At 32.6% G+C, this 23,190-nt stretch carries 21 protein-coding genes and 1 pseudogene; 9 read left to right on the top strand and 13 right to left on the bottom strand.

Translation table 11 applies throughout. From position 1 onward, the window contains the following. Nucleotide 1 precedes the first annotated feature (1 nt). From dnaB to K337_RS17720, 3 genes and pseudogenes are all read left to right on the top strand, one after another. A complete protein-coding gene (gene dnaB / locus K337_RS0105155; protein WP_028855665.1) occupies nucleotides 2-1,342 on the top strand; it encodes a replicative DNA helicase in 1,341 nt (446 codons plus the stop codon). Between the two features lie 330 nt (nucleotides 1,343-1,672). Next, nucleotides 1,673-2,908: a peptidase U32 family protein gene (locus K337_RS0105160; protein WP_037029183.1), complete on the top strand. Its 1,236-nt coding sequence runs from the start codon at nucleotides 1,673-1,675 to the stop codon at nucleotides 2,906-2,908. A 107-nt stretch (nucleotides 2,909-3,015) separates the two neighbouring features. Continuing rightward, nucleotides 3,016-3,936: pseudogene (locus tag K337_RS17720) on the top strand (peptidase U32 family protein); the annotation flags it as partial. 59 nt (nucleotides 3,937-3,995) lie between these two features. Here K337_RS17720 and K337_RS0105170 read toward each other — a convergent pair. Further along, complete coding sequence (locus tag K337_RS0105170) at nucleotides 3,996-5,273, bottom strand: ArsB/NhaD family transporter (RefSeq protein WP_028855667.1); 1,278 nt, start codon at nucleotides 5,271-5,273, stop codon at nucleotides 3,996-3,998. A 231-nt stretch (nucleotides 5,274-5,504) separates the two neighbouring features. Here K337_RS0105170 and K337_RS0105175 point away from each other — a divergent pair, with 231 nt between their 5' ends. Next, nucleotides 5,505-6,041 carry an O-acetyl-ADP-ribose deacetylase gene (locus tag K337_RS0105175; protein WP_028855668.1) on the top strand — a complete coding sequence of 179 codons (537 nt, stop codon included), beginning with the start codon at nucleotides 5,505-5,507 and terminating at the stop codon, nucleotides 6,039-6,041. 37 nt (nucleotides 6,042-6,078) lie between these two features. Here K337_RS0105175 and K337_RS0105180 read toward each other — a convergent pair whose 3' ends face one another. Then, nucleotides 6,079-6,615, bottom strand: a complete 537-nt coding sequence (locus K337_RS0105180) for a 2'-5' RNA ligase family protein (protein WP_028855669.1) — start codon at nucleotides 6,613-6,615, stop codon at nucleotides 6,079-6,081. A gap of 169 nt (nucleotides 6,616-6,784) precedes the next feature. On the opposite strand from K337_RS0105180, the gene K337_RS0105185 reads away from it, so the two are divergent. The 4 genes from K337_RS0105185 to groL all read left to right on the top strand — a co-directional run bounded on the left by K337_RS0105185 (nucleotide 6,785) and on the right by groL (nucleotide 9,437). After that, complete coding sequence (locus K337_RS0105185) at nucleotides 6,785-7,162, top strand: hypothetical protein (protein WP_156877315.1); 378 nt, start codon at nucleotides 6,785-6,787, stop codon at nucleotides 7,160-7,162. A gap of 25 nt (nucleotides 7,163-7,187) precedes the next feature. Beyond that, complete coding sequence (locus tag K337_RS0105190) at nucleotides 7,188-7,523, top strand: hypothetical protein (protein ID WP_028855671.1); 336 nt, start codon at nucleotides 7,188-7,190, stop codon at nucleotides 7,521-7,523. A gap of 43 nt (nucleotides 7,524-7,566) precedes the next feature. After that, the gene (locus tag K337_RS19745) at nucleotides 7,567-7,734 is read left to right on the top strand and encodes a hypothetical protein (protein ID WP_156877316.1); all 168 of its coding nucleotides are present in this window, start codon (nucleotides 7,567-7,569) and stop codon (nucleotides 7,732-7,734) included. A 98-nt stretch (nucleotides 7,735-7,832) separates the two neighbouring features. Beyond that, nucleotides 7,833-9,437: a chaperonin GroEL gene (gene groL, locus K337_RS0105200; RefSeq protein ID WP_028855672.1), complete on the top strand. Its 1,605-nt coding sequence runs from the start codon at nucleotides 7,833-7,835 to the stop codon at nucleotides 9,435-9,437. A 289-nt stretch (nucleotides 9,438-9,726) separates the two neighbouring features. Here the strand turns inward: groL and K337_RS17725 are convergent, their stop codons facing one another. From K337_RS17725 to K337_RS0105255, 11 genes are all read right to left on the bottom strand, one after another. After that, a complete protein-coding gene (locus K337_RS17725; RefSeq protein WP_211226082.1) occupies nucleotides 9,727-10,512 on the bottom strand; it encodes an ATP-binding cassette domain-containing protein in 786 nt (261 codons plus the stop codon). Nucleotides 10,513-10,518: 6 nt separating this feature from the next. Further along, complete coding sequence (locus K337_RS0105210) at nucleotides 10,519-11,457, bottom strand: ABC transporter ATP-binding protein (protein WP_028855673.1); 939 nt, start codon at nucleotides 11,455-11,457, stop codon at nucleotides 10,519-10,521. 8 nt (nucleotides 11,458-11,465) lie between these two features. After that, nucleotides 11,466-12,272, bottom strand: coding sequence for an ABC transporter permease (locus K337_RS0105215; protein WP_028855674.1), 807 nt, complete (start codon nucleotides 12,270-12,272; stop codon nucleotides 11,466-11,468). 9 nt (nucleotides 12,273-12,281) lie between these two features. After that, nucleotides 12,282-13,217, bottom strand: a complete 936-nt coding sequence (locus K337_RS0105220; RefSeq protein WP_028855675.1) for an ABC transporter permease — start codon at nucleotides 13,215-13,217, stop codon at nucleotides 12,282-12,284. 8 nt (nucleotides 13,218-13,225) lie between these two features. Then, complete coding sequence (locus tag K337_RS0105225; protein ID WP_037029185.1) at nucleotides 13,226-14,743, bottom strand: ABC transporter substrate-binding protein; 1,518 nt, start codon at nucleotides 14,741-14,743, stop codon at nucleotides 13,226-13,228. Between the two features lie 455 nt (nucleotides 14,744-15,198). After that, nucleotides 15,199-16,026, bottom strand: a complete 828-nt coding sequence (locus K337_RS0105230; RefSeq protein ID WP_028855677.1) for an outer membrane protein OmpK — start codon at nucleotides 16,024-16,026, stop codon at nucleotides 15,199-15,201. A gap of 32 nt (nucleotides 16,027-16,058) precedes the next feature. Then, the gene (locus tag K337_RS0105235; protein WP_028855678.1) at nucleotides 16,059-16,610 is read right to left on the bottom strand and encodes a chromate transporter; all 552 of its coding nucleotides are present in this window, start codon (nucleotides 16,608-16,610) and stop codon (nucleotides 16,059-16,061) included. Further along, the gene (locus K337_RS0105240) at nucleotides 16,611-17,168 is read right to left on the bottom strand and encodes a chromate transporter (RefSeq protein WP_037029186.1); all 558 of its coding nucleotides are present in this window, start codon (nucleotides 17,166-17,168) and stop codon (nucleotides 16,611-16,613) included. Nucleotides 17,169-17,180: 12 nt separating this feature from the next. Next, nucleotides 17,181-17,768 carry an outer membrane beta-barrel protein gene (locus tag K337_RS0105245; protein WP_028855680.1) on the bottom strand — a complete coding sequence of 196 codons (588 nt, stop codon included), beginning with the start codon at nucleotides 17,766-17,768 and terminating at the stop codon, nucleotides 17,181-17,183. A 9-nt stretch (nucleotides 17,769-17,777) separates the two neighbouring features. Beyond that, on the bottom strand, nucleotides 17,778-18,551 hold the full coding sequence (locus tag K337_RS0105250; protein ID WP_028855681.1) for an SDR family NAD(P)-dependent oxidoreductase: 774 nt from the start codon (nucleotides 18,549-18,551) through the stop codon (nucleotides 17,778-17,780). A 283-nt stretch (nucleotides 18,552-18,834) separates the two neighbouring features. Beyond that, nucleotides 18,835-20,397 carry a GGDEF domain-containing phosphodiesterase gene (locus K337_RS0105255; RefSeq protein ID WP_156877317.1) on the bottom strand — a complete coding sequence of 521 codons (1,563 nt, stop codon included), beginning with the start codon at nucleotides 20,395-20,397 and terminating at the stop codon, nucleotides 18,835-18,837. Between the two features lie 302 nt (nucleotides 20,398-20,699). Between K337_RS0105255 and K337_RS0105260 the strand changes: the two genes are divergently transcribed. Continuing rightward, nucleotides 20,700-23,105 (top strand): UvrD-helicase domain-containing protein, encoded by a 2,406-nt coding sequence (locus K337_RS0105260; RefSeq protein WP_156877318.1) that lies wholly within the window; start codon nucleotides 20,700-20,702, stop codon nucleotides 23,103-23,105. Nucleotides 23,106-23,190 lie beyond the last annotated feature (85 nt).

The following is a 23,190-nucleotide window of genomic DNA, read 5'->3' on the forward strand; positions in this document are numbered from 1 at the left end:
TATGCAAGGTATAGATAAATTAAAGATGGTTCCGACCAGTGTAGAAGCTGAAAGGTCGGTATTAGGTGGAGTTTTATTAAAACCAGATTCTCTAGAAGATATTGTAGAGATAGTAAAAGCCAGTGATTTTTACAAGGGTGCACATAGAAATATTTATGAAGCGATGTTGGTGGCTTACTCTAAAGGGGAAGTAATAGATCCTGTAGTTTTAATAAATACACTGAAAAAACAAAATAAATTTGAAGAAAGTGGTGGAGAAGCTATTCTATATGAGATTATAGAACAGGTTCCTACGGCTGCAAATATCTTAACTTATGCCAGAATAGTGAAGGAGAAAGCTACACTGCGTAAATTAGGAGATATAGGTACTCAAATAGTGGAGATGACCCATGAAGGTTATGAAGATATAGATGATATATTGGATAAAGCCGAAGGGATGATCTTTAAGATTGCTGAAAATAAAGAGAGTAAAGATGTAATAGAAGTAAAAGATATTATATCTCAAGAATATGAAAGATTGGAAAAATTGATGGATAATAAGGGCATGACAACTGGAATCTCTTCAGGATTTAAACATTTTGACGAGATGACCAATGGTTTTCATCCTTCAGACCTAGTAATATTAGCAGCTAGACCAGCTATGGGTAAGACAGCATTTGTTCTGAACCTGGCATTAGAGGCTGCTGTAGAAGAGAAAAAAAGTGTTATGATATTCAGTCTGGAGATGTCAAATTCTCAATTACTTCAAAGATTCTTAGCTGCAAAGGCTAGGATTCCACTTTCAAATTTAAGAAATGGATTTTTAGAAGCGGATCATTGGGTAAAATTAGGGTCAGCTAGTTCAAAATTAGCTGAATCTAGTATTCAAATAGCTGATATGCCAAATATAAATGTTATGGAAATAAGAGCCATGGCAAGAAGAGCCAAGGCAGCAGGAAAGTTAGATATGATAATCATAGACTATCTGCAGCTTATAAAGGGTAGAGATAAAAATGGTGAATCACGTCAACAAGAGATTTCAGATATATCTAGATCACTTAAGATTATAGCCAGAGAATTAGAAGTGCCAGTAATAGCACTATCTCAGCTTTCACGTGGTCCTGAGCAAAGAGCTGATAGAAGACCAATGCTATCTGACCTAAGAGATTCAGGTGCCATTGAGCAGGATGCCGATATGGTAGTTTTCCTCTATAGAGATGACTACTATAACGAAGATAGTGAAGATGCAGGAATTGCCGAAGTTATTATCGGTAAGCAGAGAAATGGTCCTGTAGGAACGGTAAAACTGAGATTCTTCCATGAATATACACAATTTGGAGATTATACTACAAGTATAACTTAATCCTTTGAGAGACTCCTTCTGTCCTATCGGACATCTTCCTCAATTCACGAATACTAGAAATTTATTTTACTAAAAATAAATTTTACGATGTGATAAAAGGAAGAACTTCTAAAAGGAAACCAAAGTAGCCTCTTAGTGAGTGGCTTTCTTTCTCCTAATTTAGGAGAGAAAAGAAGGAAGAGAGAGGTCTAAACAAAATATGGGTTGAACTTTATGTACGGGTAATTCATGAATTACCCGTACTGTAGTTTATGGCAAAAAATAAAAATAGTAATAAAAGTTAGGGTGCAAGTCTGCTTTTTATAAACACATATAAAAGGAGATGTAAAGATGAAAAAAAGAGTAGAACTATTAGCTCCAGCAGGAAATTTTGAAAAGTTAGAGATGGCATTCCACTATGGTGCGGATGCAGTATTTTTAGGTGGAAAAGAATTTAGTTTAAGAGCAGGTGGACACAACTTTGATAGAGAGGAGTTAGTAGAAGCAGTTAAATATGCTCATGCAAGAGGTAAAAAAGTATGGGTAGCACTAAATATAATTCCACATAATGATGAGATGGATGCTTTACCGGAGTATGTACAATTTTTGGAAAAAACAGCTGGAGTAGATGGTGTTATAGTAGCAGATTTAGGAATTTTAGAGATAGTTAAAGAGAACTCTAACTTACACATAAGTGCAAGTACTCAAGCCAGTAACACTAACTGGAGATCGGTTAAGATGTGGCAGGAGATGGGTGCTTCGAGAGTTGTTTTAGCTAGAGAAATTTCACTGGAGAATATCAAAGAAATTAGAGCTCGTGTTCCAGACATTGAGATAGAAGTATTTATTCATGGAGCACTATGTATGTCTGTATCAGGTAGATGCTTACTAAGTAACTATATGATAGGAAGAGATGCAAATCGTGGAGATTGTGCTCAATCTTGTAGATGGAAATACAATGTAATGGAAGAGAATAATAACGGAGATAAAAAGCCAGTTTATTCTGAAGATGAAGCTACACATATATTTAACTCAAAAGATCTATGTACAATTGAATTTATAGATCAAATATTAGATGCAGGTGTTGATTCACTAAAAATTGAAGGAAGAATGAAGGGTATTTATTATGTTGCAACAGCTGTAAAAGTTTATAGAGAAGCAATTAATAGATACTATGAAGGAAACTTTGAATATAGTGAAAAGTGGTTAAGAGAGCTTGAAACAACATCTCATAGAAAATATACATCTGGTTTCTATTTTAATAAACCGAATTCAGATTCACAAAATTATAACAATAGAAATTCATATAGTCAGAGTCATCAATTAGTTGCAAAAGTAGCAGAGAAACTAAGTGAAAATGAATATATCTTAGAAGTAAGAAATAAAATATTTACTGGTGAAGAGCTAGAAGTAGCAAGTAATAATGGTAACCCAAAGATTATTGTATTACCAGAGATGGAGATTACAAAGAAGAGAGTAACAAGTATAGTAACGGATGCTAACCCTAACTCTGTTGTAAGGGTAAAGATAGATGCAGATATTAATAGACTTGATATGATAAGAAGGGTTTTACCAGAAGTAGAGTAGAAGTTAAAGAAACCACAGATAAATTAAAATAATCTGTGGTTTTGGTTTATGAAAATATTATGAAATGAAGGTGCAAGAAATTCATGAGATTTTTAAGGAGTAAAAAAATGAGAAGAACAGAATTAGTAGCCCCAGCAGGGAACATGGAAAAATTAAAGTTAGCTTTTGAAAATGGAGCTGACAGTGTATTATTAGGTGGGAAAAAATACAACCTAAGAACAGGGAGTCATAACTTTACAGATGAAGAGTTGGAAGAGGCTGTACATTACGCTAAAGAAAACGGTAAAAAAATATGGGTAACATTAGATATTATCCCACATAACCATGAATTAGAAGGTTTAGATGAATATGTTAAATATTTGGAAGCTATAGGTGTTCATGGTGTTATGGTAGGAGATTTAGGAGTTTTTCAAGTAGTTAGGGAATTTTCTGACTTAAAGATAAGTGTACTAACTCAAGCAAGTAATACTAACTTTAGAGCTGTAAGGATGTGGCAAAAATTAGGAGCTTCTAGAGTTATCTTAGCCAGAGAGATATCTATTGAAAATGTAAGAGATATTAGAGAAAAAGTTCCTAATATAGAGATAGAAATATATGTTCATGGAGCTATGCATATGTCTACCTCTGGTAGAAGTTTATTGACTAGCTATATGTCTTCTAAGGAAGAAAATTTAGACTCAAATAATGCCCAATGGAAATATTCAGTAGAGGAGTTAACAAGACCTGGAGAATATATGCCGGTATTTGAAGATGAACATGGGACTCATATCTTTCATTCAAAGGATCTATGCACAATTGAAAATTTAGATAAAATTTTAGAATTAGGTGTAGATGCTATAAGAATTGAGGGAAGAATGATGGATAATGACTATTTAACTACATCAGTTAGAGTTTATAATGAGGGAATTAATGATTTCTATAATGGGAATTTTAATGTAAAAAAAGAGTGGTTAGAAGATTTAGAAAAAGCTTCACCAAGGGAATTTACAAGAGGTTTCTACTTCGGTATAGAAGGTAAGAGATCAATATAGGAATTTAAATAAAAGCCTAGATATTTATATATCTAGGCTTTTCTAGTGATTAGATTTTAAAAATACCTTACCAACAGATATATAATACTCAAAATAAGGGATTGAAGGGTAATAACTACTCCAAATTTAAAAAAATGAAAAAAACCTATATCTTTTCCTGCTTTTTTTGCTATATTAGCTCCTACAATATTAGCTGCAGCACCTATGAGAGTCATATTACCACCGAAACAGACACCCATAGAAAGTGCCCACCACAGGGGAGCAGTGTTTTCTCCCATTTGAGGGATGAGTTCTCCTATGATCTTAGTAAATGAAATTGTATAGGGAACTACTCCGATTATCGGGGCAAATATAGTGGAGGAGATCACAGTCAGAATAACAGTTAATTTTGCATCTCCATTGGTAACATTGAATATGAAATCACCAATATCACTTATTAACCCAGTAGCAGCAAGGCCGTCTACCAAGATAAATAATCCGGCAAAGAAAAATAAAGTTGACCATTCTATTTTTTTATAGATTTCATCGGGGTCTTTTTTTGTTATAAGGATTAAAAGTGTCGCTCCAGAGATGGAGATTACGGCTAATCCTATACCTGTGATTACATTGGAAATAAATCCAAACATAACCCAAATAAAAACTATGATAGATTTTTTTAAAAGCACCTTATCTTTTATGATTCTACTTGCATCCATCTCCATAATTTTAGCTTTTCTCATCCTGGAAACATGTAGTTTTTTATGATAAAAAACTACCATAATAGATAGAAAAAAAATCATATTGATGATTACGATAGGACCCATATTAATGAGGAAATCATTGAAACCTAAACCTGATTTTGTTCCTATAATTAAGTTAGGTGGATCTCCGATTAAGGTAGCTGCCCCTCCGATATTTACAGAGAATACTTCGGTAAGAAGAAATGGCAAGGAGTCTATTTTTAGTTGTTCGGCAATCAATATAGAGATTGGGAAAATAAGGAGGATAGTTGTAACGTTGTCTAAGAGTGCAGATGCAACAGCAGAAACCAGTCCTAAAAAAATCATGATCTTAATGGGATCCCCCTTGGCTGATTGGGCTATTTTTATTGCTGTCCACTGGAATATTCCTGTTTCGGCCATTATATTTACAATAATCATAAGTCCCATAAGTAAAATCAAGATCTCTATATTGCTGCTGATGGCGTGAAGAGCTTCGTGTTCATCTATAACTTTAAAAAATACCACAGCAGCTCCTCCAATGATTGCACTTAAGGACCTGGGTATTTTTTCAGTTATGATGAAATAAAAGGTTATCATAAATACTATAATTGCTATAATAAGATCAAAATTCATGAGCTACATCTCCTTTATTTTCTAATTAATTTATACATTAATGTTAGATGTTATCCTTTAAAATTAATTTTAGGAGGGGCAGTAGGAATAATTGATTAAATTTTATTTTTTATATGATGACAATTATATAAGCAGAGGAGTTGTTAAGTTTTTTACGTAAATTATTATGAGGTGTAATTTAAAACTATAAATTAAATATAATTGACGCAAGATAATTTGGAGGGAGGGACTATGTCTACAAAGTACAAAATTATTGAAGTGATCAAGGGGGATATAACAAAATTAAAAATTGACGCAATTGTAAATGCAGCTAACAATGGTTTGTTTGGAGGGGGAGGAGTCGATGGAGCGATTCATAGAGCCGGTGGGAAGGAAATTGCCGATGAATGTAAGATTATTAGAGAGAGCCGGGGAGGGTGTAAAACTGGAGAAGCTGTGATAACAACAGGAGGAAATCTTGAGGCAGACTATGTAATACACACGGTGGGACCTGTATGGGATGGTGAAAGAAAAGGCATGGAGACATTTTTATCAAACTGCTATAAAAACAGCTTGACCTTGGCCGTACAAAACAATATAGAAACTATAGCATTTCCATGTATCAGTACCGGAATTTATGGATTTCCCAAAGATCTGGCTGCTGAAATTGCAATCTCAACAATAATAGATTTTTTAAAGAATAATGTAAGTATTAAAAAAATTATTCTCGTATGTTTTGAGGACGAATCCTTTAACATCTACAAATTTTTATTAAGTCTTTATAATTAAAGTTAATATAGTTATCTTTATATCTTTTTGATTGTTTTTAAAGGGATATAAATTTATTCCAGCCTAAAGCTTCTAATTTAAATATAACTATATTTTTTACTTTAAAAGACCTTTTATATTCTATACCTTTAAAATATTCCCGGGAGAGGAGAAAGCTTTCATCTGTTAAATCTTTAGAAGCGATAGTTATATGGGGGATAAAATTGATATCTGCAGTTTTTATCTTGTGTTTTATTAAAACTTTATCATCTATATGTTTTTTTAAGTTAAAAAGATTTTTATTTTTCTGTACATCTATATAGATAACCTTTTTATCAAAATATGAAAATCCATTTAATTCCACAGAGATGTCTTTTTTTAATATGCCGCTTAAGCCAGCCTTTAAAGAAAGGATTTTTTGTTCATTACTGTAAAAGGGGGGGATAAGAGTTATGTGTGCCGGTAATTTTAGAGCATGTTTTGAATTAAATTTTTTCATACAAATTTTTTTTAATTCTTCTATCTCTGCAAGAATACCTTTAGGTGGCAATATACCGATAAAATATAATTCTTTTTTATTATGTCCATTTTTCATATTAAACCTCCCTCGATTTTTATTAAGATATACACCTATATTAGCTGTTCTCCTTTAATTTTAGAGGAGATCAGTCCTATTAAAAAGGATTTTTTGTTTTTTGTAGAAACTATTATAATAAATAATTTTTTATGATAGAATTAACAGAGAAAAAAGTTTGAAAATTATAATGATAAAATTTACAGAGGAGGGGAAACCTATGCGTTGTCCTAAAATGATCTATGTTTTATTGATTTTATTTCCATTATTAACTGGGTGCAGTACTGCTAAACATGGTTCATTTATAACGAGTACATATATACAAAATAAAGATAATCAAGGTAATACCGAAGAGATAGGTCCTGTAAAGGGAAGCAGTTGTCAGACAATGATGTTTTATGTATTACCTATGGGTCCTGCACCTTCAACCAATGAAGCTATTGAGTCGGCTAAAAATCAATATCCGGGAACTAAATATATTTCAGATATATCTATCGATGACAGGGTTGAATGGAAGATTGGGTATTCTATTCAGTGTATTACCGTAGAGGGAATAGCACATAAATAATTTTAATAGTTGGAGGAGTTTAGTTATGAAGAAAAAAATTGTTTTAATTATGGGAGTTATTTTGATGTTTACATCGTGTTATAAAACAGAAGTTAAAAATGAAAGAATAATAGAAAAAGAAAATCAACTTGTAGGAGCACCCTATGAGATGCAACTGGATCAGAGAGGTAAAGATGCGGAGACTTTTATAAGGTCAACTGAAAAAGATCTGGGTGCAGTAAGCAGGTATAGAAGACAAATAGTAGCAGGAGTTAATCATTATTTTGAGTTCACTAAAATGGGCAGGCCGCCTATGGAAATTATAGTATATGAAAATTTAAACGGTGAGTATAAGATAATGTCCAAGGGGATTTTGGAATAAAAAAATTATGTAATGATAAAGGTAAATTTTAGGAGGATATAACGTGAATGATTGGTTAAATATATTAGCAGGTGGAGGATCTGCTATAGTAGTATGGATAATTGGAAGGGTAGTTATTTCTAATTGGAAAAGAAATAAAAAAATAGAAAAAGAATGGGAAGCTAAGCAGAAAAAAAAGCAAAATATAAAGGGTAAGAAAAAGAATAAATAGGAATGAGAAAGTCAGCAGAAGCCGACTTTTTTTGTTTTAGGTGACAGAATAAAAATAAAAAATTAACCTATAAAGGTAGAGAAAAAATAGGAGGAAAGATGGCAAAAATATTTAAATTTAATGAAGACGCAAGGGAGAAGTTGAAAGTAGGTGTAGACACCCTGGCAAATACAATAAAAGTAACTCTAGGACCTAAGGGAAGGAATGTGGTTTTAGGAAAGCAGTATGGTCCTCCCCTTATAACCAATGATGGGGTATCCATTGCAAAGGAGATAGAGTTAGAAGATATATTTGAAAATATGGGAGCAGAGTTGATAAAAGAAGTGGCTATAAAAGCCAATGATGTGGCAGGAGATGGAACTACTACAGCAACAGTATTGGCTCAAGCCATTGTAGAGGAAGGTTTAAAGGTTGTATCTGAAGGAGCAAACCCTGTTTTTATAAAAAAGGGGATAGAGCTTGCAACGACTAAAGTAATGGAGCTTCTAAAAGAAAGGAGCAAAGCCATTGAAAATAAGGAGGAGATTATCCAGGTAGCAAGTATATCAGCGGCTGATGAGGTTATAGGGAAATTAATAGCTGATGCCATAGAAAAGGTCAGTGAAACAGGTGTAATTACCGTAGAGGAAGCCAGTTCAATAGAGACTACCTTAGATGTGGTGGAAGGTATGCAGTTTGACAAGGGATACCTATCTCCATATATGGCAACTAATACAGAAAAAATGATAGCTGTTATAGAGAATCCATATATATTAATAACTGATAAAAAGATAAAAAATATGCAGGAGATCCTGCCTATATTAGAGGAGTGCATGAAAGGAGGGAGACCTCTGCTGATAATAGCTGAAGATATTGAGGGAGAAGTGCTTAATACCCTCGTATTGAATAAATTAAGAGGGACCCTGAATGTGGTAGCAGTAAAACCTCCTGCCTTTGGAGATCGTCGTAAGGCTATGTTAGAAGATATAGCCATCCTTACTGGCGGAACTTTGATATCCAATGAAAAAGGAATGAATATATCTGATACTATAAGTCTGCATCTAGGAGGTGCTGCTAAGGTAAAGATAACACAAGACAGTACTGTTATTGTAGGAGGGTTAGGGAATGACGGGTTAGTTTATTCTAGATTAAAGCAGCTAAAGACTCAAATAAGTGAATCTACCTCTGAATATGATACAGAAAAACTACAGGAACGTCTGGCAAAGCTGTCTGGAGGAGTAGGAGTGATTCGTGTAGGAGCTACAACAGAAACAGAGTTAAAGGAGAAAAAACTGAGGATTGAGGATGCTCTAAATGCTACAAAAGCAGCGATTTCAGAGGGAATAGTACCTGGAGGAGGTTGTGTGTTGGTAGATATTTCCAAGCAGTTAAAAACTCTAGACTTAGGAGATACAAAGGAGATAAAACAGGGTGTAGATATAATAGTTAGGTCACTTTTAGCTCCCTTGAGACAGATAGCTCAAAATGCCGGGTTTGATGGAGATGAGATAGTTCAAAAAGTCATGGATTTAGACTCTGAAATTGGATTTGATGCATTAAGCTGTGAGTATGTCCATATGATAGAAAGGGGAATAATAGATCCAACTATGGTGACTAGATCGGCTCTACAAAGTGCAGCTTCTATTTCTGCTCTTATTCTTACTACTGAAGTATTGGTAGGAGAGATCATAAAGGAAGAAGCCCCTGTAATGCCTATGATGTAGTCTGTTAATAATTTAGCTACCAATAGACACCATTCAATAATAAAAAGATCAATTTTTTGGAACACAGAGATCCACTGAGATTTAAATTAGAGTTTCACAGAGAAAAGAGGAGTCTCGATATATCTTTTTTCATCCTCTGAGCAGCTCTGTGACCACTATATCTCTGTGTTGAAATGTAAAATTAATTTTAATCTATTAAAAAAGGGAGATGATAATTATTATTGTCTCCCTTAAAATTATGTTTTTTTTTATTTATTTTTAATGAGCAAAACTTGAAAGAGAATCACTTTTATTTTTTGCCTGGGATTGCCTCTAAAAGAGATTTTGTATAGGGATGTTTTGGATTATGATATAGATTTTTGGCTTCATCTATCTCTACAATCTTCCCTTCTTTCATGACTGCTATCCTGTCACACATATAATAAACGACATTTAAATCGTGGGAGATAAAAAGATACGTCAGTCCCATCTTATTTTGAAGTTTCTTCATAAAATTTAATATTTGTGCCTGGACCGATACATCCAGAGCAGATACAGCTTCATCAGCTATAACAAGATCTGGTTCACACATAAGAGCAGCAAGAATTGCAACTCTCTGTCTCTGCCCACCAGAAAGTTCATGGGGATATTTGTTCAGAAAACTTTCATCAAAGCCGGCTACCTCTAACATATCCAAGATTTTTTTTCTTTTTTCATCTTTGGAGTAGAGATTATGAATTATCAGTGGCTCCATTAAGATCCATCCTATATTTTTTTTAGGATTTAAAGAATGGTAGGGATCCTGGAAGATCATTTGAATATTTTTTCTCATATTTTTGAGTTCTTGTCCCTTTAAGTTATTGATGTTTCTGCCTTTATATATAATCTCTCCGTCATCAGTTTTTAGTAACTTACTTATAAGGTTTCCTGTTGTAGATTTACCACATCCTGATTCTCCTACAAGACCAAATATTTCCCCTTTTTTTATCTCAAAAGAAATATTGTCTACAGCTGTTTTGGATTTTTTAGATTTAAAAAAACTAGATCTTCCAAAACTCTTTTTCAAATTTCTTATTTCAAGTATATTCTCCATCATCTTCACCTATGTATATAGACATCTAACCAGATGTCCATCCTTTCTTTCTAAAAGTTCGGGTAAAATTTCATGGCATCTTTTTTTTGCCATGGGACACCTTGCAGCAAAAGGGCATCCACTTTCCCTTTCCGATAGGTTAGGAACCCTTCCCGGGATGGAATAAAGTTCATTCCCTTTGTGTAATGGATTAGGTATTGCATCTAAAAGACACTTAGTATATGGATGTTTTGCATCTTTTAACTTCTCTATCACTTCTACAATATGACCAGCATACATTATTGCTATTTTGTGACAAAGATCTCCTACTAAATCTAAATCATGGGATATAAAAAGAAGGGAGTTATCCTTTTTTTTATTCAGTTCTTTCAACAGATCTATAATTTGAGTCTGTGTGCTTACGTCTAGTGCTGTTGTGGGCTCATCGGCTATTATTAATTTTGGTTCACATGCTATAGCCATGGCAATAACGATCCTCTGTCTCTGTCCCCCTGAAAGTTCATGGGGAAATTTTTTATATGTATCTTCTAAATCCTTTAAATTCACTTCTTTCATGAGTTCTAAAGTTTTTTCTTTTCTCTCTTTTTTAGATAGAGAGGTATGAATTTTTAGGGTTTCACCTATTTGTTTCCCTACTCTATGGAGGGGATTTAAGGCTGTCAGTGGCTCCTGAAAGATCATAGAAATTTCCCGGCCTCTGAGATTGGTCATCTCTTTTTTAGAAAGATTTAAGATGTTTTCACCTAAAAAATTGATTTCACCACTAAGGCTTGCATTTCCTCTTAAAAGCCTCATAATAGCCAGGGATGTCAGACTCTTTCCGCATCCTGATTCTCCTACTAATCCCATAATTTCACCTTTTTTTACACAAAATGAAAGGTTGTTGACGGCCTGTAGTTTTGTTTTTTCATTAAAATAGATATTTAAATTTTTAATTTCAATAGTCATTTTTTCTCCTACCTCTTTTGATATCCTCTTAAAAAATCTCCCAGCATATTAAGTGCTAATACAGTTAAAGTAATCATTATTCCTGGGGCCAATGTATACCAGGGAGCTATCATAAAATACATCTGTGATTCACTTAACATCCTGCCCCAGCTGGGATTAGGGGCCTGAACTCCAAGACCTAAATAACTAAGAGCTGCTTCTGCCAGGATAGCATTTGAGAAACTCATAGTTGCGGCTACTATTATTGGAGATAGAACATTGGGTAAGATATGGTGATATATAATTCTAAAATTAGAAGCTCCCCTTACCCGGGCAGCTTTAATATATTCTAATTCTTTTTCCCGCAAAAATCCGCTTCTGGTGATCCTGGCAAATGTAGGTATCGACATTATTCCAATAGCTATCATTGTATTTTCTATACCAACTCCAAATACAGAGATAAACATAAGGGCAAATAAAATACCAGGGAAAGCCATCATGGCGTCGATTATTCTCATTATAAACTCATCTATCCTACCACCAAAATATCCGGAGATTGCTCCTAAACTTACTCCCATACTACTCCCAATACCTACAGATATTATCCCAACTAAAAAAGCTGTCTGGGATCCCTTCATGAGTCTGCTGAGGATATCTCTTCCAAAATTATCAGTACCCAAAAGGTAGGAAAAATTAGGAGAGGAGAGTTTTAATTTTGTATTTATTTCAGTAACTGAATGAGGCAGGTAAAAAAAACTTACTCCCATAATAAGTAGAAGGAATATAAGTATTCCTCCTCCTATTATCAAGTTATGATCTTTGACTTTTATATTCATTTTATTCTCCTAAATTGATATTCTTGGGTCTACAACTCTATATAATATATCAATTAAAAAATTTATGATTACTACAACTGAAGCTATATAGGTTATGATAGCCTGTACTAATGGTATATCCCTTGTAGTGACACCATTAATTAAAAGAGTTCCAATACCTGGCAGGTTAAATACCTGCTCAACCACTATGGCTCCCCCTAATACTCCTGCTGTCAACATACCTATTATAGTAATTGTTGGGATCAGAGCATTTTGAAGGATGTGGTAAAAATAGATCTTATTGGCTGAAAGTCCCTTGCTGTATGCTGTTCTTACATAGTCTTTCTCCTGTTCCTCCAATGTTATGTTTTTCATATGCCTTGCTACAACTGAAATTCTAGATATAGCAAGGGCAAAAGCAGGAAGGGTCATTATTCTTATATGTGAGATAGGGTCCTCTCCAAAGGAAATATATTTCAATGAGAATAATTTAAAAATTATTCCGAATAAAATTAAGAATATTATCCCCAGCCAAAATTCTGGGATGGCAAGCCCTAGTTGAGAAAACATTGAGAGAAAAGCTCCAAATTTAGTATCGTTATATTTGGCATTTAAAATGCCAATCGGTATCCCAATGACCACTGCAATTAAGATAGCATAAACTCCTAAACTAAGTGTAACCACTATTCTTTCCCCTATAAGTTCCTCTATCGGTCTTGAAAATCTTATAGATTCTCCTAAATTTCCCTTCGATATGTTTTTTGCCCAGTAAATATATTGTGTAGATAGTGGTTTATCTAACATAAGTTCTGTTCTCAGGGTGTCTATTTGTTCCTGACTAGCCTCTATTCCTAATTTTGAAAGAGCAGGATCTCCAGGGATTATTTGGAATACTGAAAAGGATATTACCGAAACAAGAAACAATGTGAATATCATTATACTAATTCTTTTAATAAAATAAATCATGTTCTCTCCTATTTTACGAAATAAAGGGTGGAGATATCCTGTACATAGATGGGGTAAGGAGTATACCCTCTCAGATCTTTATTTGTTGCAATTATTCCTGCTGGTGCCATGATAAATACAACTGGGATATCTTGAGCCAATATCATTTGAGCTTCTTTATATAACTCTGTCTTTATTTTTTCATCTGTAATCTGGGTAATTTTTTCCATAACCGCATCGTATTCTTTAGACTCATAGTTCATAAAATTTCTACGATGATTACTGATATAACGATTCAATATGTCGTAGGGTTCGATCTTTCCGTCCAATGCGATAATTGTACCTTCATATTTTCTACCTGCATAGATATCTTTTAACCAGGTTCCCCATTCTACTTCGACTAAATTTGCTTTAATCCCTACTTTTTTTAGCTGCTCAGATATAATTACCCCTGTATCAGCATGAAATCTATAGTTTGTAGGAAGACTTAAGGTAAACTCAAATCCATTTTCATATCCTGCTTCCTTTAATAACTCCTTAGCTTTTTCTATATTATGTGTATATGTCCCTTCGGTTTCTATATTATAATAATTTTTCATAACCGGACTCATATTAGTTCCGATAGCTTTTCCTAAACCTGCATCCAGTGTATCGATGATTTCCTCTGAATCTATTGCATAGGCTATAGCCTGTCTGACTCTTAGGTCATCAAATGGTTTCACCTTATTATTTAAAGATAAGATCTGCATAAGATTTTGTTCAGTTACAATTATATTATTTGTGTTTTCTAAGGTTGAAATATGAGTAGATCCCATACGTGGATAGAGGTCTATTTCTCCCCTTTGAAGGGAAAGAATTGAACTCTGTTCATCCTTAATAATTGAAAATTCTACTTTATCTATACTCGGAACTCCTTTTATCCAATAATCTGAAAATTTTTCCATAACGAGTTTTTGTCCCGGCAGATACTCTATAAATTTAAATGGTCCTGTTCCAATAGGTGTTTGTTCAATATCCACCACGTCTCTTGGGATAATAGCAGTAGTAAATTTACTCAAGATTGTCCCGTCTACTTTTTTTAATTCTATAGCAACAGTATTGTTATCTATTTTCTTTATATTTTTTATATTCTTAGCCAGATCCCTAACAACTGAATTTCCTGAAAAATCGCCGCCAATTCTAGTCAATGAGAATATAATATCTTCTACTTGAACATCTCTACCATTGTGGAATTTTATTCCATCCCTCAACTTAAAAGTATATGTAAGATTGTCTTTTGATATTTTAAAAGATTCTGCCACAGCAGGGATTAATTTTCCCTCGTGGGTTGGTTTTAGCAAGCCTTCAAAGACATTAAACATAACTTCGTAAGTTCCTGCAGCCAATGCTTTGTGTGGATCTAAAAAATCCATATCCTGAGATATTCTGACAACGAGTTCTCCTCCGTCTACCTTAGTTTTTAGAGTATTTTCATTGGATGGCTTTTCTTTCCCGCAACCAGTAATCACTAATATCAATAACACCAATAAACCTATTAATTTTTTCATAACTCCCCCTAAATGATATATTCTTATTTCTTTACTAAGTAGTATCAATTATTAATGTACAAGTTAGTAGTTTATTCTTCTAGAACTTCCTAAAGATATGTTTCTAAAGGGTTTTCTTTCTTTTTCCCTTACTAACATTAATGTCTATTATATTTATCTAGGATTAGATTTATTGAATAACCTTAAGGTATTCCTTTTTTTTAGGAACAATTCTCTATATTCGATAAAAACTTATTCTGAAGTTTCCTTATAATACTACTAACTAGTTTTAAAATCAAGGTTTTTTTGATTTTTTTATCAATATTTTTTAAAATAAAATTTCTACTTAGATGGATTATTATAAAAAACGTGATATTTTATAGAAACATCAATAAAAATAAGATGTAGGGTACGGAATAAAAAAAGGCAATTTTTTCATAGTGAAAAAACTGCCTTTTAATTGAGATGTAAATTATTTAAAACATATAGTGAACTCCTAAAATATATTGAGTAGAATCACTGGAATTAGAAGAACTACTTGCTACCTCAGTAAAATTATGATTGAGCTTCACCGAAGCAGAGACTGCAAAATTATCCATTTGGAGTTTAAGTTGATTAAACCATTGGAGGGAGTTATCTGTTCCGTAAGTCCCATTCCAGGTATTATTATATTTTTTAGATTCTTTAGCCCCGAAGACATAATCTACCCATCCACTATACACAAATGACCAACCATTTTCAAATTTATACAGAGGAGCAAGGTAAGCTATATTGAATAGGTACCCGTCCCATTTACCTTCGTTGGGTTTACCATATGACTTAGTAGCATACCTTGCAAAGAGATTCATTCGGACATAATCAAATCCTTCTAAATCAAAATAGTTACCTATTCCTACCTGATGACGTCTCAGTCCTCCCTTATAATCTCCATTGTCGTAGTCAAGTTGATACGAGAGAAACCATTCATTGAATCTTCCAATGGAAAGATCTTTTCCTAAGAGACCATCTAATGAGATACGAGGATTAATTTCTCCGTAGATACTAGGTTTAACTCCATGCATATCACTGCTGCCAGAATTTAGAATATCGAAGAAGTCATTGAACCAATATAGATCCAATAATTTATATCTGTGAAATCCTTCCATCTCCAAATAGATGTCATCCACATTTTCACGGGTTCCATCAGCGGCATTATTCCCTTGAAATAAACTTACTTGAACCATATTATAATTCCATGGTTCGTATTTTGCCATTACCAGCTGACTAAAGCATAGCATGATAATAATTAATATTTTTTTCTTCATATCTTTTCTACCTTCCTAAAGTTAGTATTTTGTTACATTATGTATAATCCGAGATATCCTAAAACTCCTGAAGAGATGATAAGGATAACTGGATTGATTTTTTTCTTATAGGCTATCCCAAACATGAGGATAGAGATAACGATTGTTTTTATCTCTATCTTGTTTTCAATTATCCAAGTAGCCTGGGCAATCATATATCCTGCATATAAAATTAAAGCTGTAGTCAGGGATTTTAAAACAAAAAAAATAGCTCTTTTATATATATTTTCCTCCAACTGCTGTAAGACTTTAGCTAAAATTAGAATAACTATGATAGATGGAAGAGCAAGTGCTATTGTTGCTACAATAGCTCCTGGAATTCCCGCCACTTTATTCCCTACAAATGTTGCTGTATTCATAGCTATGGCACCAGGAGTCATTTGAGATATAGACAATACATTAAAAAATTCATCATATCCCATAAAACCATTTTTTTCTAATTCATTCTGCAAAAGAGGGATGGAAGCCAGTCCTCCTCCAAAGTTAAATAATCCAATCTTAAAATACATGGTAAATAATTTTAGGAGAGTTATAAAATAAGTCATCTATTTCACCTCCAAAATAGATTTTATCCTATTTGGAAGGAAAAAAGTAGCTGCAGCTCCTAACAATGCCCCAAGGATAATGAGTAAGATAGGACTGATATCAAATATCAATAATAAAATAAATGCAGCGATAAAAATAATATAACTCATTCCGGAGATAAAACTTTTTCTGCATATTTTCAGAGTTGAACTTGCAATAAGACCTATGATACAGGCTCTGATTCCTAGAAAGATACTATTAATCACCGGGTTATCAAAAGAGTTTCCTAAAAAATTATAGATTAGGGTAATAATTATAAGTGATGGAAATATTATTCCAAGGGAGGCTATAAATCCTCCTAATTTTCCAGCCTTCTTATTGCCTATAAATGTAGAGGCATTTATAGCTATGGTTCCAGGAGTCATCTGAGAGATTATAAACATCTCCATAAGTTCGTCTTCTGTAATCCACTTTCTTTTTTCTACCAATTCTTTTTCTATAAGGGGTAACATTGCGTACCCTCCTCCAAAGGTAAATAAACCTATCTTGAAAAAAGATGTAAATAATTTCATTAACATATTAAGACTCCTTTAAAAATCAAATCTATATCCCAACCCCAATGTAAACCTGCTATGGTCTATATTTTCTTCAATATTGTTATCTGTTTTGGCTGTATTTATCTGGTAAGCAAGTTCCACGATAAATTGATCCACCTCAAATCCACCACCAATGGCACCATAAAATCCGATAGGATTGACCTTTTCATCTATATCTCTCAATCCGTTTTCAGTTTGATTAAAGGATAATCCAATATTAGTTTTTAAAAATGGTTGGATAGTTCCGTCGGTATTGAATTGATACTTTATCGCACCGTAGATTGGTACAGATGTATATAATTCACCGGATTTTTCGTTTAAATCTTTAGCTTTTCCATGCTTTTGATAACCAATTCCCAACCCCATATATGTATTGGGATAGACCTCTTTTAATCCCTCTAAGATTACCTCATAACCTATCTCTGAATCTTCTCCTAGAACCTCAGTTCCGTTTTCTTCAATGGACTTGTATTTTCCATTGAAACTCCCTCCTACTCTACCTTCTATGATATTTCTTCCTGCACCATAGACCGTATTAGCAGTTAGGATCGTCAATAAAGTTAATAATTTTATTTTTTTCATCTCTTCCTCCTATTTTTTTTCTTGTATTTTTTTTATTAAGATTAAGTTTAGTTTCCTGGGAATAAATTTTGTGAAAGCTATCATAAACTTATTAAATTTCCCATGAATTAAGATGTCTTTTTTAGTATCTATATTTTTATAGAGATACTCTGCTACATCTTCAGCGTTGGCTATATGAAAATTCTTAAAGAGCCCTTTTTCTATTCGATCCATCTTTTCAAAGGCAGTTTTTGTAGGACCTGGGCAGAGGGTGATGACCTTTATCTTAGAATCCCTCAGTTCCTCTGCAATTCCTTCTGAAAAATTCAACAGATATGATTTTGTACCGTAGTAAACACTCATAAGAGGTCCACTCTGAAAACTAGCTGTAGAAGCTATGTTAAATATCTTACCACTTCCGGCCTTTATCATATCCTGTAAAAATAATTTTGTAAGGATGGTTGGAGTTACTATATTTAAATTTATCAGATCCAGATCAGACTGAGTATCTTTTTCTAAAAATTTACCATGATACCCTATACCTGCATTATTTATAAGGATATCTACTCTCAGATGTTTTTTCTTTATTGTTTCGTATAGACTGGAAGCACCTGTTTCTCCTGATATGTCCAGAGATATTATTTTTATATCTACCTCATATAGTGATTCTAATTTTTTTTTGAGGAGGGCCAGTGTGTTTTTATTTCTAGCTACCAAGATCAGATTATGATTATTTTTGGCAAAGATATGAGCTAAATTCAACCCAATTCCTGAGCTGGCTCCTGTTATAAGTGTGTATTTCAAAGTTCCTCCCATGTAAAAAAATTAATAATGAAATGAAATCATCAAATTTATTATATCACAAAAAAGAGGCTGATTTCTATGGGGTCAGCCTCTTAATTTTATTATTATTTAGGAAGTTATACCCTTAAGGGGCATCATCAAGATTTCTACTCGGTAAAGAGTAAAAGCAAAATGTCTAAAAATTTACAATGGAAATTAAGAACTTGAGATAAAATTTATAGATCAAACAAAAGGTTGTAAAAACTTAAATTGTATTTGTTTGGACGCAACGTCACGCTGCTTTTTATTTTATAGATGTTTTTACAGAATTATTATGTTTAATACAAAATTCTTTAAATTTCTTTGTTTCTAAAGGTTTTGTAAAAAAATATCCTTGAGCAGCATCACAATTTAATTCTTTTAAAATATTAAGAGTATCAACATTTTCAACACCTTCAGCTATAACTTTCAATCCCATAGATCTTCCTAAATCAATGGAAGATTTAACGATATTATAATCTCTTTGATCGGTATTCATATTTTTTATAAACATTTTATCTATCTTCAGTTTATCAAATGGAAGATTTCGAAGGTAAGATATAGCAGAAAAACTGGTTCCAAAATCATCCAAGGCAAAAGTAATACCATACTTTTTTAAACACTCCATAACTAAATAGATTTCCTCAAAATCTTCAATTAAATTTCTCTCTAAGATTTCAAACTCTAAACCGTTTAAACTTCTATCATAATTTTTTATGGTATTGGTAACTGATTTATTTTTCAGGCATGCTACAGGTGTGTTTAAAGCTAATTTCATATGGAATCCATCTCTTTCCCACCCTTCCTGAATCTCAAGGGAAGATTTGATCAGCCAATTTGTAAAAGTATTGATTAAGTTAGTTTTTTCCATATACGGCATGAATAAATTTGGAGAGATAGTTCCTTCCACAGGATGGACCCATCTTATCAAGACTTCAGCACAGTTAATTAAACCGGTTTTAAATTCTATCTTAGGATGAAAATAAAGTTGAAATTGATTATTTTCAATGGCAGCAGGTAATTCATTTAAGATAGAAAGTTTTTTGTTATGAAGTTTATTGATATTATCGTTAAAATAATAATATGAAAATAAGTTTTTTCTTGCATAAGCTCGTGCTATCTCTGCATTCTGTAATAGCCTTTCCTGGGTATCTATAAATTTTGCCACTCCAACACTTAGTTCAGGATAGATTAAAATATTACCTATAGATATATTTTGTTCTAAGATTTCTATTTTTTTTTCAAAAGAATAGGGACTGTGATGATCCATCAATAGCCCAAAAGCATTATCTCTAAAGTGAAAAAGTTCAACCCCATCCTGGGATGCCTTTTTTAAATTAAGGGATAATATTTTTATAAAGTCTTCTAAGATAAAATTACCATATTCATTTAAGATTTGGTTGAAATTTTCAATTTCAAAAAGAGCTAAATATTTACCATGAAGATGTTTTTTTTCTGTAAAAAAAGTATCGAAGCATTTTCTATTGGCTATATTTGTAATTCGATTATAAAATGTTAATTTCTCAACATCTTTTAATGTTTTTAATATTATATCTATAATAGATCCATTGACAGTACTGACAATCACAAAGAATAAAAGTCTGTATATCCAATTTTCAGTGGACTGCATCTCCATAGTTGCAACCGATAGAGGAATAAAACTGGTAAGATAACCGGCTATAGTCCCAAAGAAGAGCCCTCCTAGATATCCAAAGTTAAATACTGCCAGTATGAGAGGGATATACATAAGGTTTATATAAACATATTTAGTTCCACCAGTAAGGTAAACTATTCCTAAAACTGCAAAAATTAATATTAAAATAAGCAAAATTGAATATATAATATCCAATTTTTTAGGATGGTACCATTTTTTAATAAGTTTAATGAAAAATTTAGTGTCTCGCACAGTAAAAACCACCCTTGAAAAGTTATATCAATATTATATCCTAATAATTATCTTATTCAAAATTAATTTTTAATAAATAACCTTATAATTCCTATTTGGTTACTATTTTAGTTAGGATTATGGGTAATGAATAAATAATAATTACGAATAGTAAAATATTATTGTATAATAGAAATAGAACTATAGCTCAGAGATACGATATAAGAAGGTGATTGAAGTTGCTTATGAATAAGGAGCAAGAAAAAATAGCGTATACCAAACCAAATGGACATATGCTTATAAAGGGAATAGCAGGAAGCGGAAAAACAACAGTGGGAATATGCAGAATATCATATTTATTGAATAACTATTGTCATGATAAAGATGATAATATTTTATTTATAACATTTAACAAAACTCTGGTTAACTATGTATCTTATTTTTATAACAAGGTAGATAATATAACCCAGTATAATATGCATTCATTGTTTGGATTCCCAAAAGACAGGGTAAAGATAACAACAGTTGATAGTTTGATGTATGGGTATTTTTTAGAGTATCAAAAAAAATCTAAAGTAGAGTTAAAACTCAACCCAACCAACCATAAAAAGCATGGTATTTTAAATGAATTGATAGAAAAATTAAAGAATAAATATAGTGAAGTTTCAATCTTTGAAGATGTGAATACGGCTTTTTTATTGGAAGAAATAAATTGGATCAAAGCCTGCAACTATATAGATGAAGCTGAATATCAGGAAGCCAGCAGAATAGGAAGCCTAAAATTGGGAGTGACTACTCAAAAGCTACCCAAGAATTCCATGGTCAGGAAGGCAATATTTGAATTGATGGAACTCTATACAGAGAATCTTATAAAAGAGAATAGTATAGATTATAATGATATGAGACTCATTGCTTTGGGGGAGTTAGAGAATAAAACTAAGAAAAAATATACCCATATTCTGATAGACGAATGTCAGGACCTATCCAAAGTACAGCTGGAATTTATAAGGGGATTATACGCCAATAAAAGTCACTCTAGTTTTACGTTTTTATTCGATAGTGCCCAAAGTATATATTCTCATTCATGGCTGGGAATGGGAGGGGAACGGACATTTGCTAGTATAGGTTTTAATATGATAGGAAAGAGTAAAACTCTCAGCAAAAACTTTAGAACCACAACACAGATATCTAAAGCAGCCTATAGCCTCCTAAATAAAAATGAAGTTATCACAGGAAATTCAGATTATGTAAAACCATATCTTATTGATAGATATGGTAATTATCCAATATTTAAAGAATTTTTATCTGAAGGAGAACAGGCAGCCTATGTAAAAAAAATACTGGATGGGAGACATTCAAAAACCCTTAAAAGTGACATTGCTATAATTGGAAGGACTAAAAATCAATTGTTAAACTTCAAACTTCTGATGGAAAAATTAGGTGTGAAGACAACATTTATAGATCGTGGGAACGATGATTTTGATTCCAATGAGATAAAATTATTTACTATGCATTCTATAAAGGGAATTGAAACCAAGGTAATAATTATGATCTCTTTAAATGAAAAAATACTGCCATTTCATTCATCTAATATAGAAGAATTGAAGGAATATGAGGAGATTCAGGAACGAAAGTTGATGTATGTAGGGATGACAAGAGCCATCGAGGAATTGTATCTATTATCCTCTGAAACACCCAGTAAGTTCATAGGGGATATAGGATATAAATATTTACAGATAGATACTGATAAAAAAATGAGGGTATTTTACAATATCCCTGTAGATGATTATTACTTTAAAGATCGACTGGTAAATATTCATTCCAACGAGGAGAAGGTAAGGCAGTGGCTGATTCAAGAACTTCTAACTACTTATGAGTATAAATTAGATCTTATAGATATAGAATATTCGCTGACTTTAGGATCTAAAAAATACTTTGTAGATGTGGTTATCTACAACAAGAAAAAACCATATATATTCATAGAAACAAAATCAAAGGAAGTTGAACTGTTAGATGGCTTTGAACAATTGAAAAGTTATATGACTATGGAAAAATCAGTGGAATATGGAATATTGACCAATGGAAGAGATATAAAGATATATAATTCCGAATTTGAAGAAGTTTTTGAAATACCTGACTTTACATTGGACATGATAGAGGAAACTGTAGGGGAAGAATTTATATATTCTGATTTTAAGAAGGGAATACAGATACAGTATCTTGTAATAGACGAAGAGACTATAATTGCAGAAGATAAAGATGCAGATATAACATATAATAGAATCGATTTGCTATCACTGCCAAAATTTAAATGGGTAAACATATATACAAACTATGAAGATCCAGAAGGGGAAATATTATTACCTAAAGACTGGGTCGGTGATAACGGAAATTATATAATAGAAAATTATGGTGACAGTATGGACCCATTGATCTGTGACGGTGACCTAGTGGTAGTAGAAAAAAAAGCTCCTAAAACAAACGATATAATAGCAGTAATAATGGAGGACAAATCGGTTTTAAAAAGGTATATGAAGATAGGAACCTCTATATTGTTATCCAGTGAAAACGAGGAGTATGAGCCCATATATTTCAATGAGCAGGATATAAATGACTATTTTGTAGGAGTAGTTGTAGGAGTGATTAGATAACTTCTAACTAAAAAATAGAATGCAGATACTATGTATAAACAGGCTATATAAAAACAGATTAAAAGACTGGACACAAAGTGCACAA

The sequence above is a fragment of the Psychrilyobacter atlanticus DSM 19335 genome, assembly GCF_000426625.1.
GTDB lineage: Bacteria > Fusobacteriota > Fusobacteriia > Fusobacteriales > Fusobacteriaceae > Psychrilyobacter > Psychrilyobacter atlanticus.

What these genes read in the sequence shown, in the direction of transcription:
- K337_RS0105260 (WP_156877318.1), top strand. Translation starts at nt 20,700, where the DNA reads ATGAATAAGGAGCAAGAAAAAATAGCGTATACCAAACCAAATGGACAT.
- K337_RS0105180 (WP_028855669.1), bottom strand. Translation starts at nt 6,615, where the DNA reads ATGAAAAATGGACATAATAAAAAAGAATTATATTTTATCGGTATATTG.
- groL (WP_028855672.1), top strand. Translation starts at nt 7,833, where the DNA reads ATGGCAAAAATATTTAAATTTAATGAAGACGCAAGGGAGAAGTTGAAA.
- K337_RS0105175 (WP_028855668.1), top strand. Translation starts at nt 5,505, where the DNA reads ATGTCTACAAAGTACAAAATTATTGAAGTGATCAAGGGGGATATAACA.
- K337_RS0105245 (WP_028855680.1), bottom strand. Translation starts at nt 17,768, where the DNA reads ATGAAAAAAATAAAATTATTAACTTTATTGACGATCCTAACTGCTAAT.
- K337_RS0105185 (WP_156877315.1), top strand. Translation starts at nt 6,785, where the DNA reads ATGATAAAATTTACAGAGGAGGGGAAACCTATGCGTTGTCCTAAAATG.
- K337_RS0105160 (WP_037029183.1), top strand. Translation starts at nt 1,673, where the DNA reads ATGAAAAAAAGAGTAGAACTATTAGCTCCAGCAGGAAATTTTGAAAAG.
- K337_RS0105190 (WP_028855671.1), top strand. Translation starts at nt 7,188, where the DNA reads ATGAAGAAAAAAATTGTTTTAATTATGGGAGTTATTTTGATGTTTACA.
- K337_RS0105240 (WP_037029186.1), bottom strand. Translation starts at nt 17,168, where the DNA reads ATGTTAATGAAATTATTTACATCTTTTTTCAAGATAGGTTTATTTACC.
- K337_RS0105225 (WP_037029185.1), bottom strand. Translation starts at nt 14,743, where the DNA reads ATGAAAAAATTAATAGGTTTATTGGTGTTATTGATATTAGTGATTACT.
- K337_RS0105215 (WP_028855674.1), bottom strand. Translation starts at nt 12,272, where the DNA reads ATGAATATAAAAGTCAAAGATCATAACTTGATAATAGGAGGAGGAATA.
- K337_RS0105230 (WP_028855677.1), bottom strand. Translation starts at nt 16,026, where the DNA reads ATGAAGAAAAAAATATTAATTATTATCATGCTATGCTTTAGTCAGCTG.
- K337_RS0105220 (WP_028855675.1), bottom strand. Translation starts at nt 13,217, where the DNA reads ATGATTTATTTTATTAAAAGAATTAGTATAATGATATTCACATTGTTT.
- K337_RS17725 (WP_211226082.1), bottom strand. Translation starts at nt 10,512, where the DNA reads ATGATGGAGAATATACTTGAAATAAGAAATTTGAAAAAGAGTTTTGGA.
- K337_RS0105170 (WP_028855667.1), bottom strand. Translation starts at nt 5,273, where the DNA reads ATGAATTTTGATCTTATTATAGCAATTATAGTATTTATGATAACCTTT.
- K337_RS0105235 (WP_028855678.1), bottom strand. Translation starts at nt 16,610, where the DNA reads ATGACTTATTTTATAACTCTCCTAAAATTATTTACCATGTATTTTAAG.
- dnaB (WP_028855665.1), top strand. Translation starts at nt 2, where the DNA reads ATGCAAGGTATAGATAAATTAAAGATGGTTCCGACCAGTGTAGAAGCT.
- K337_RS0105210 (WP_028855673.1), bottom strand. Translation starts at nt 11,457, where the DNA reads ATGACTATTGAAATTAAAAATTTAAATATCTATTTTAATGAAAAAACA.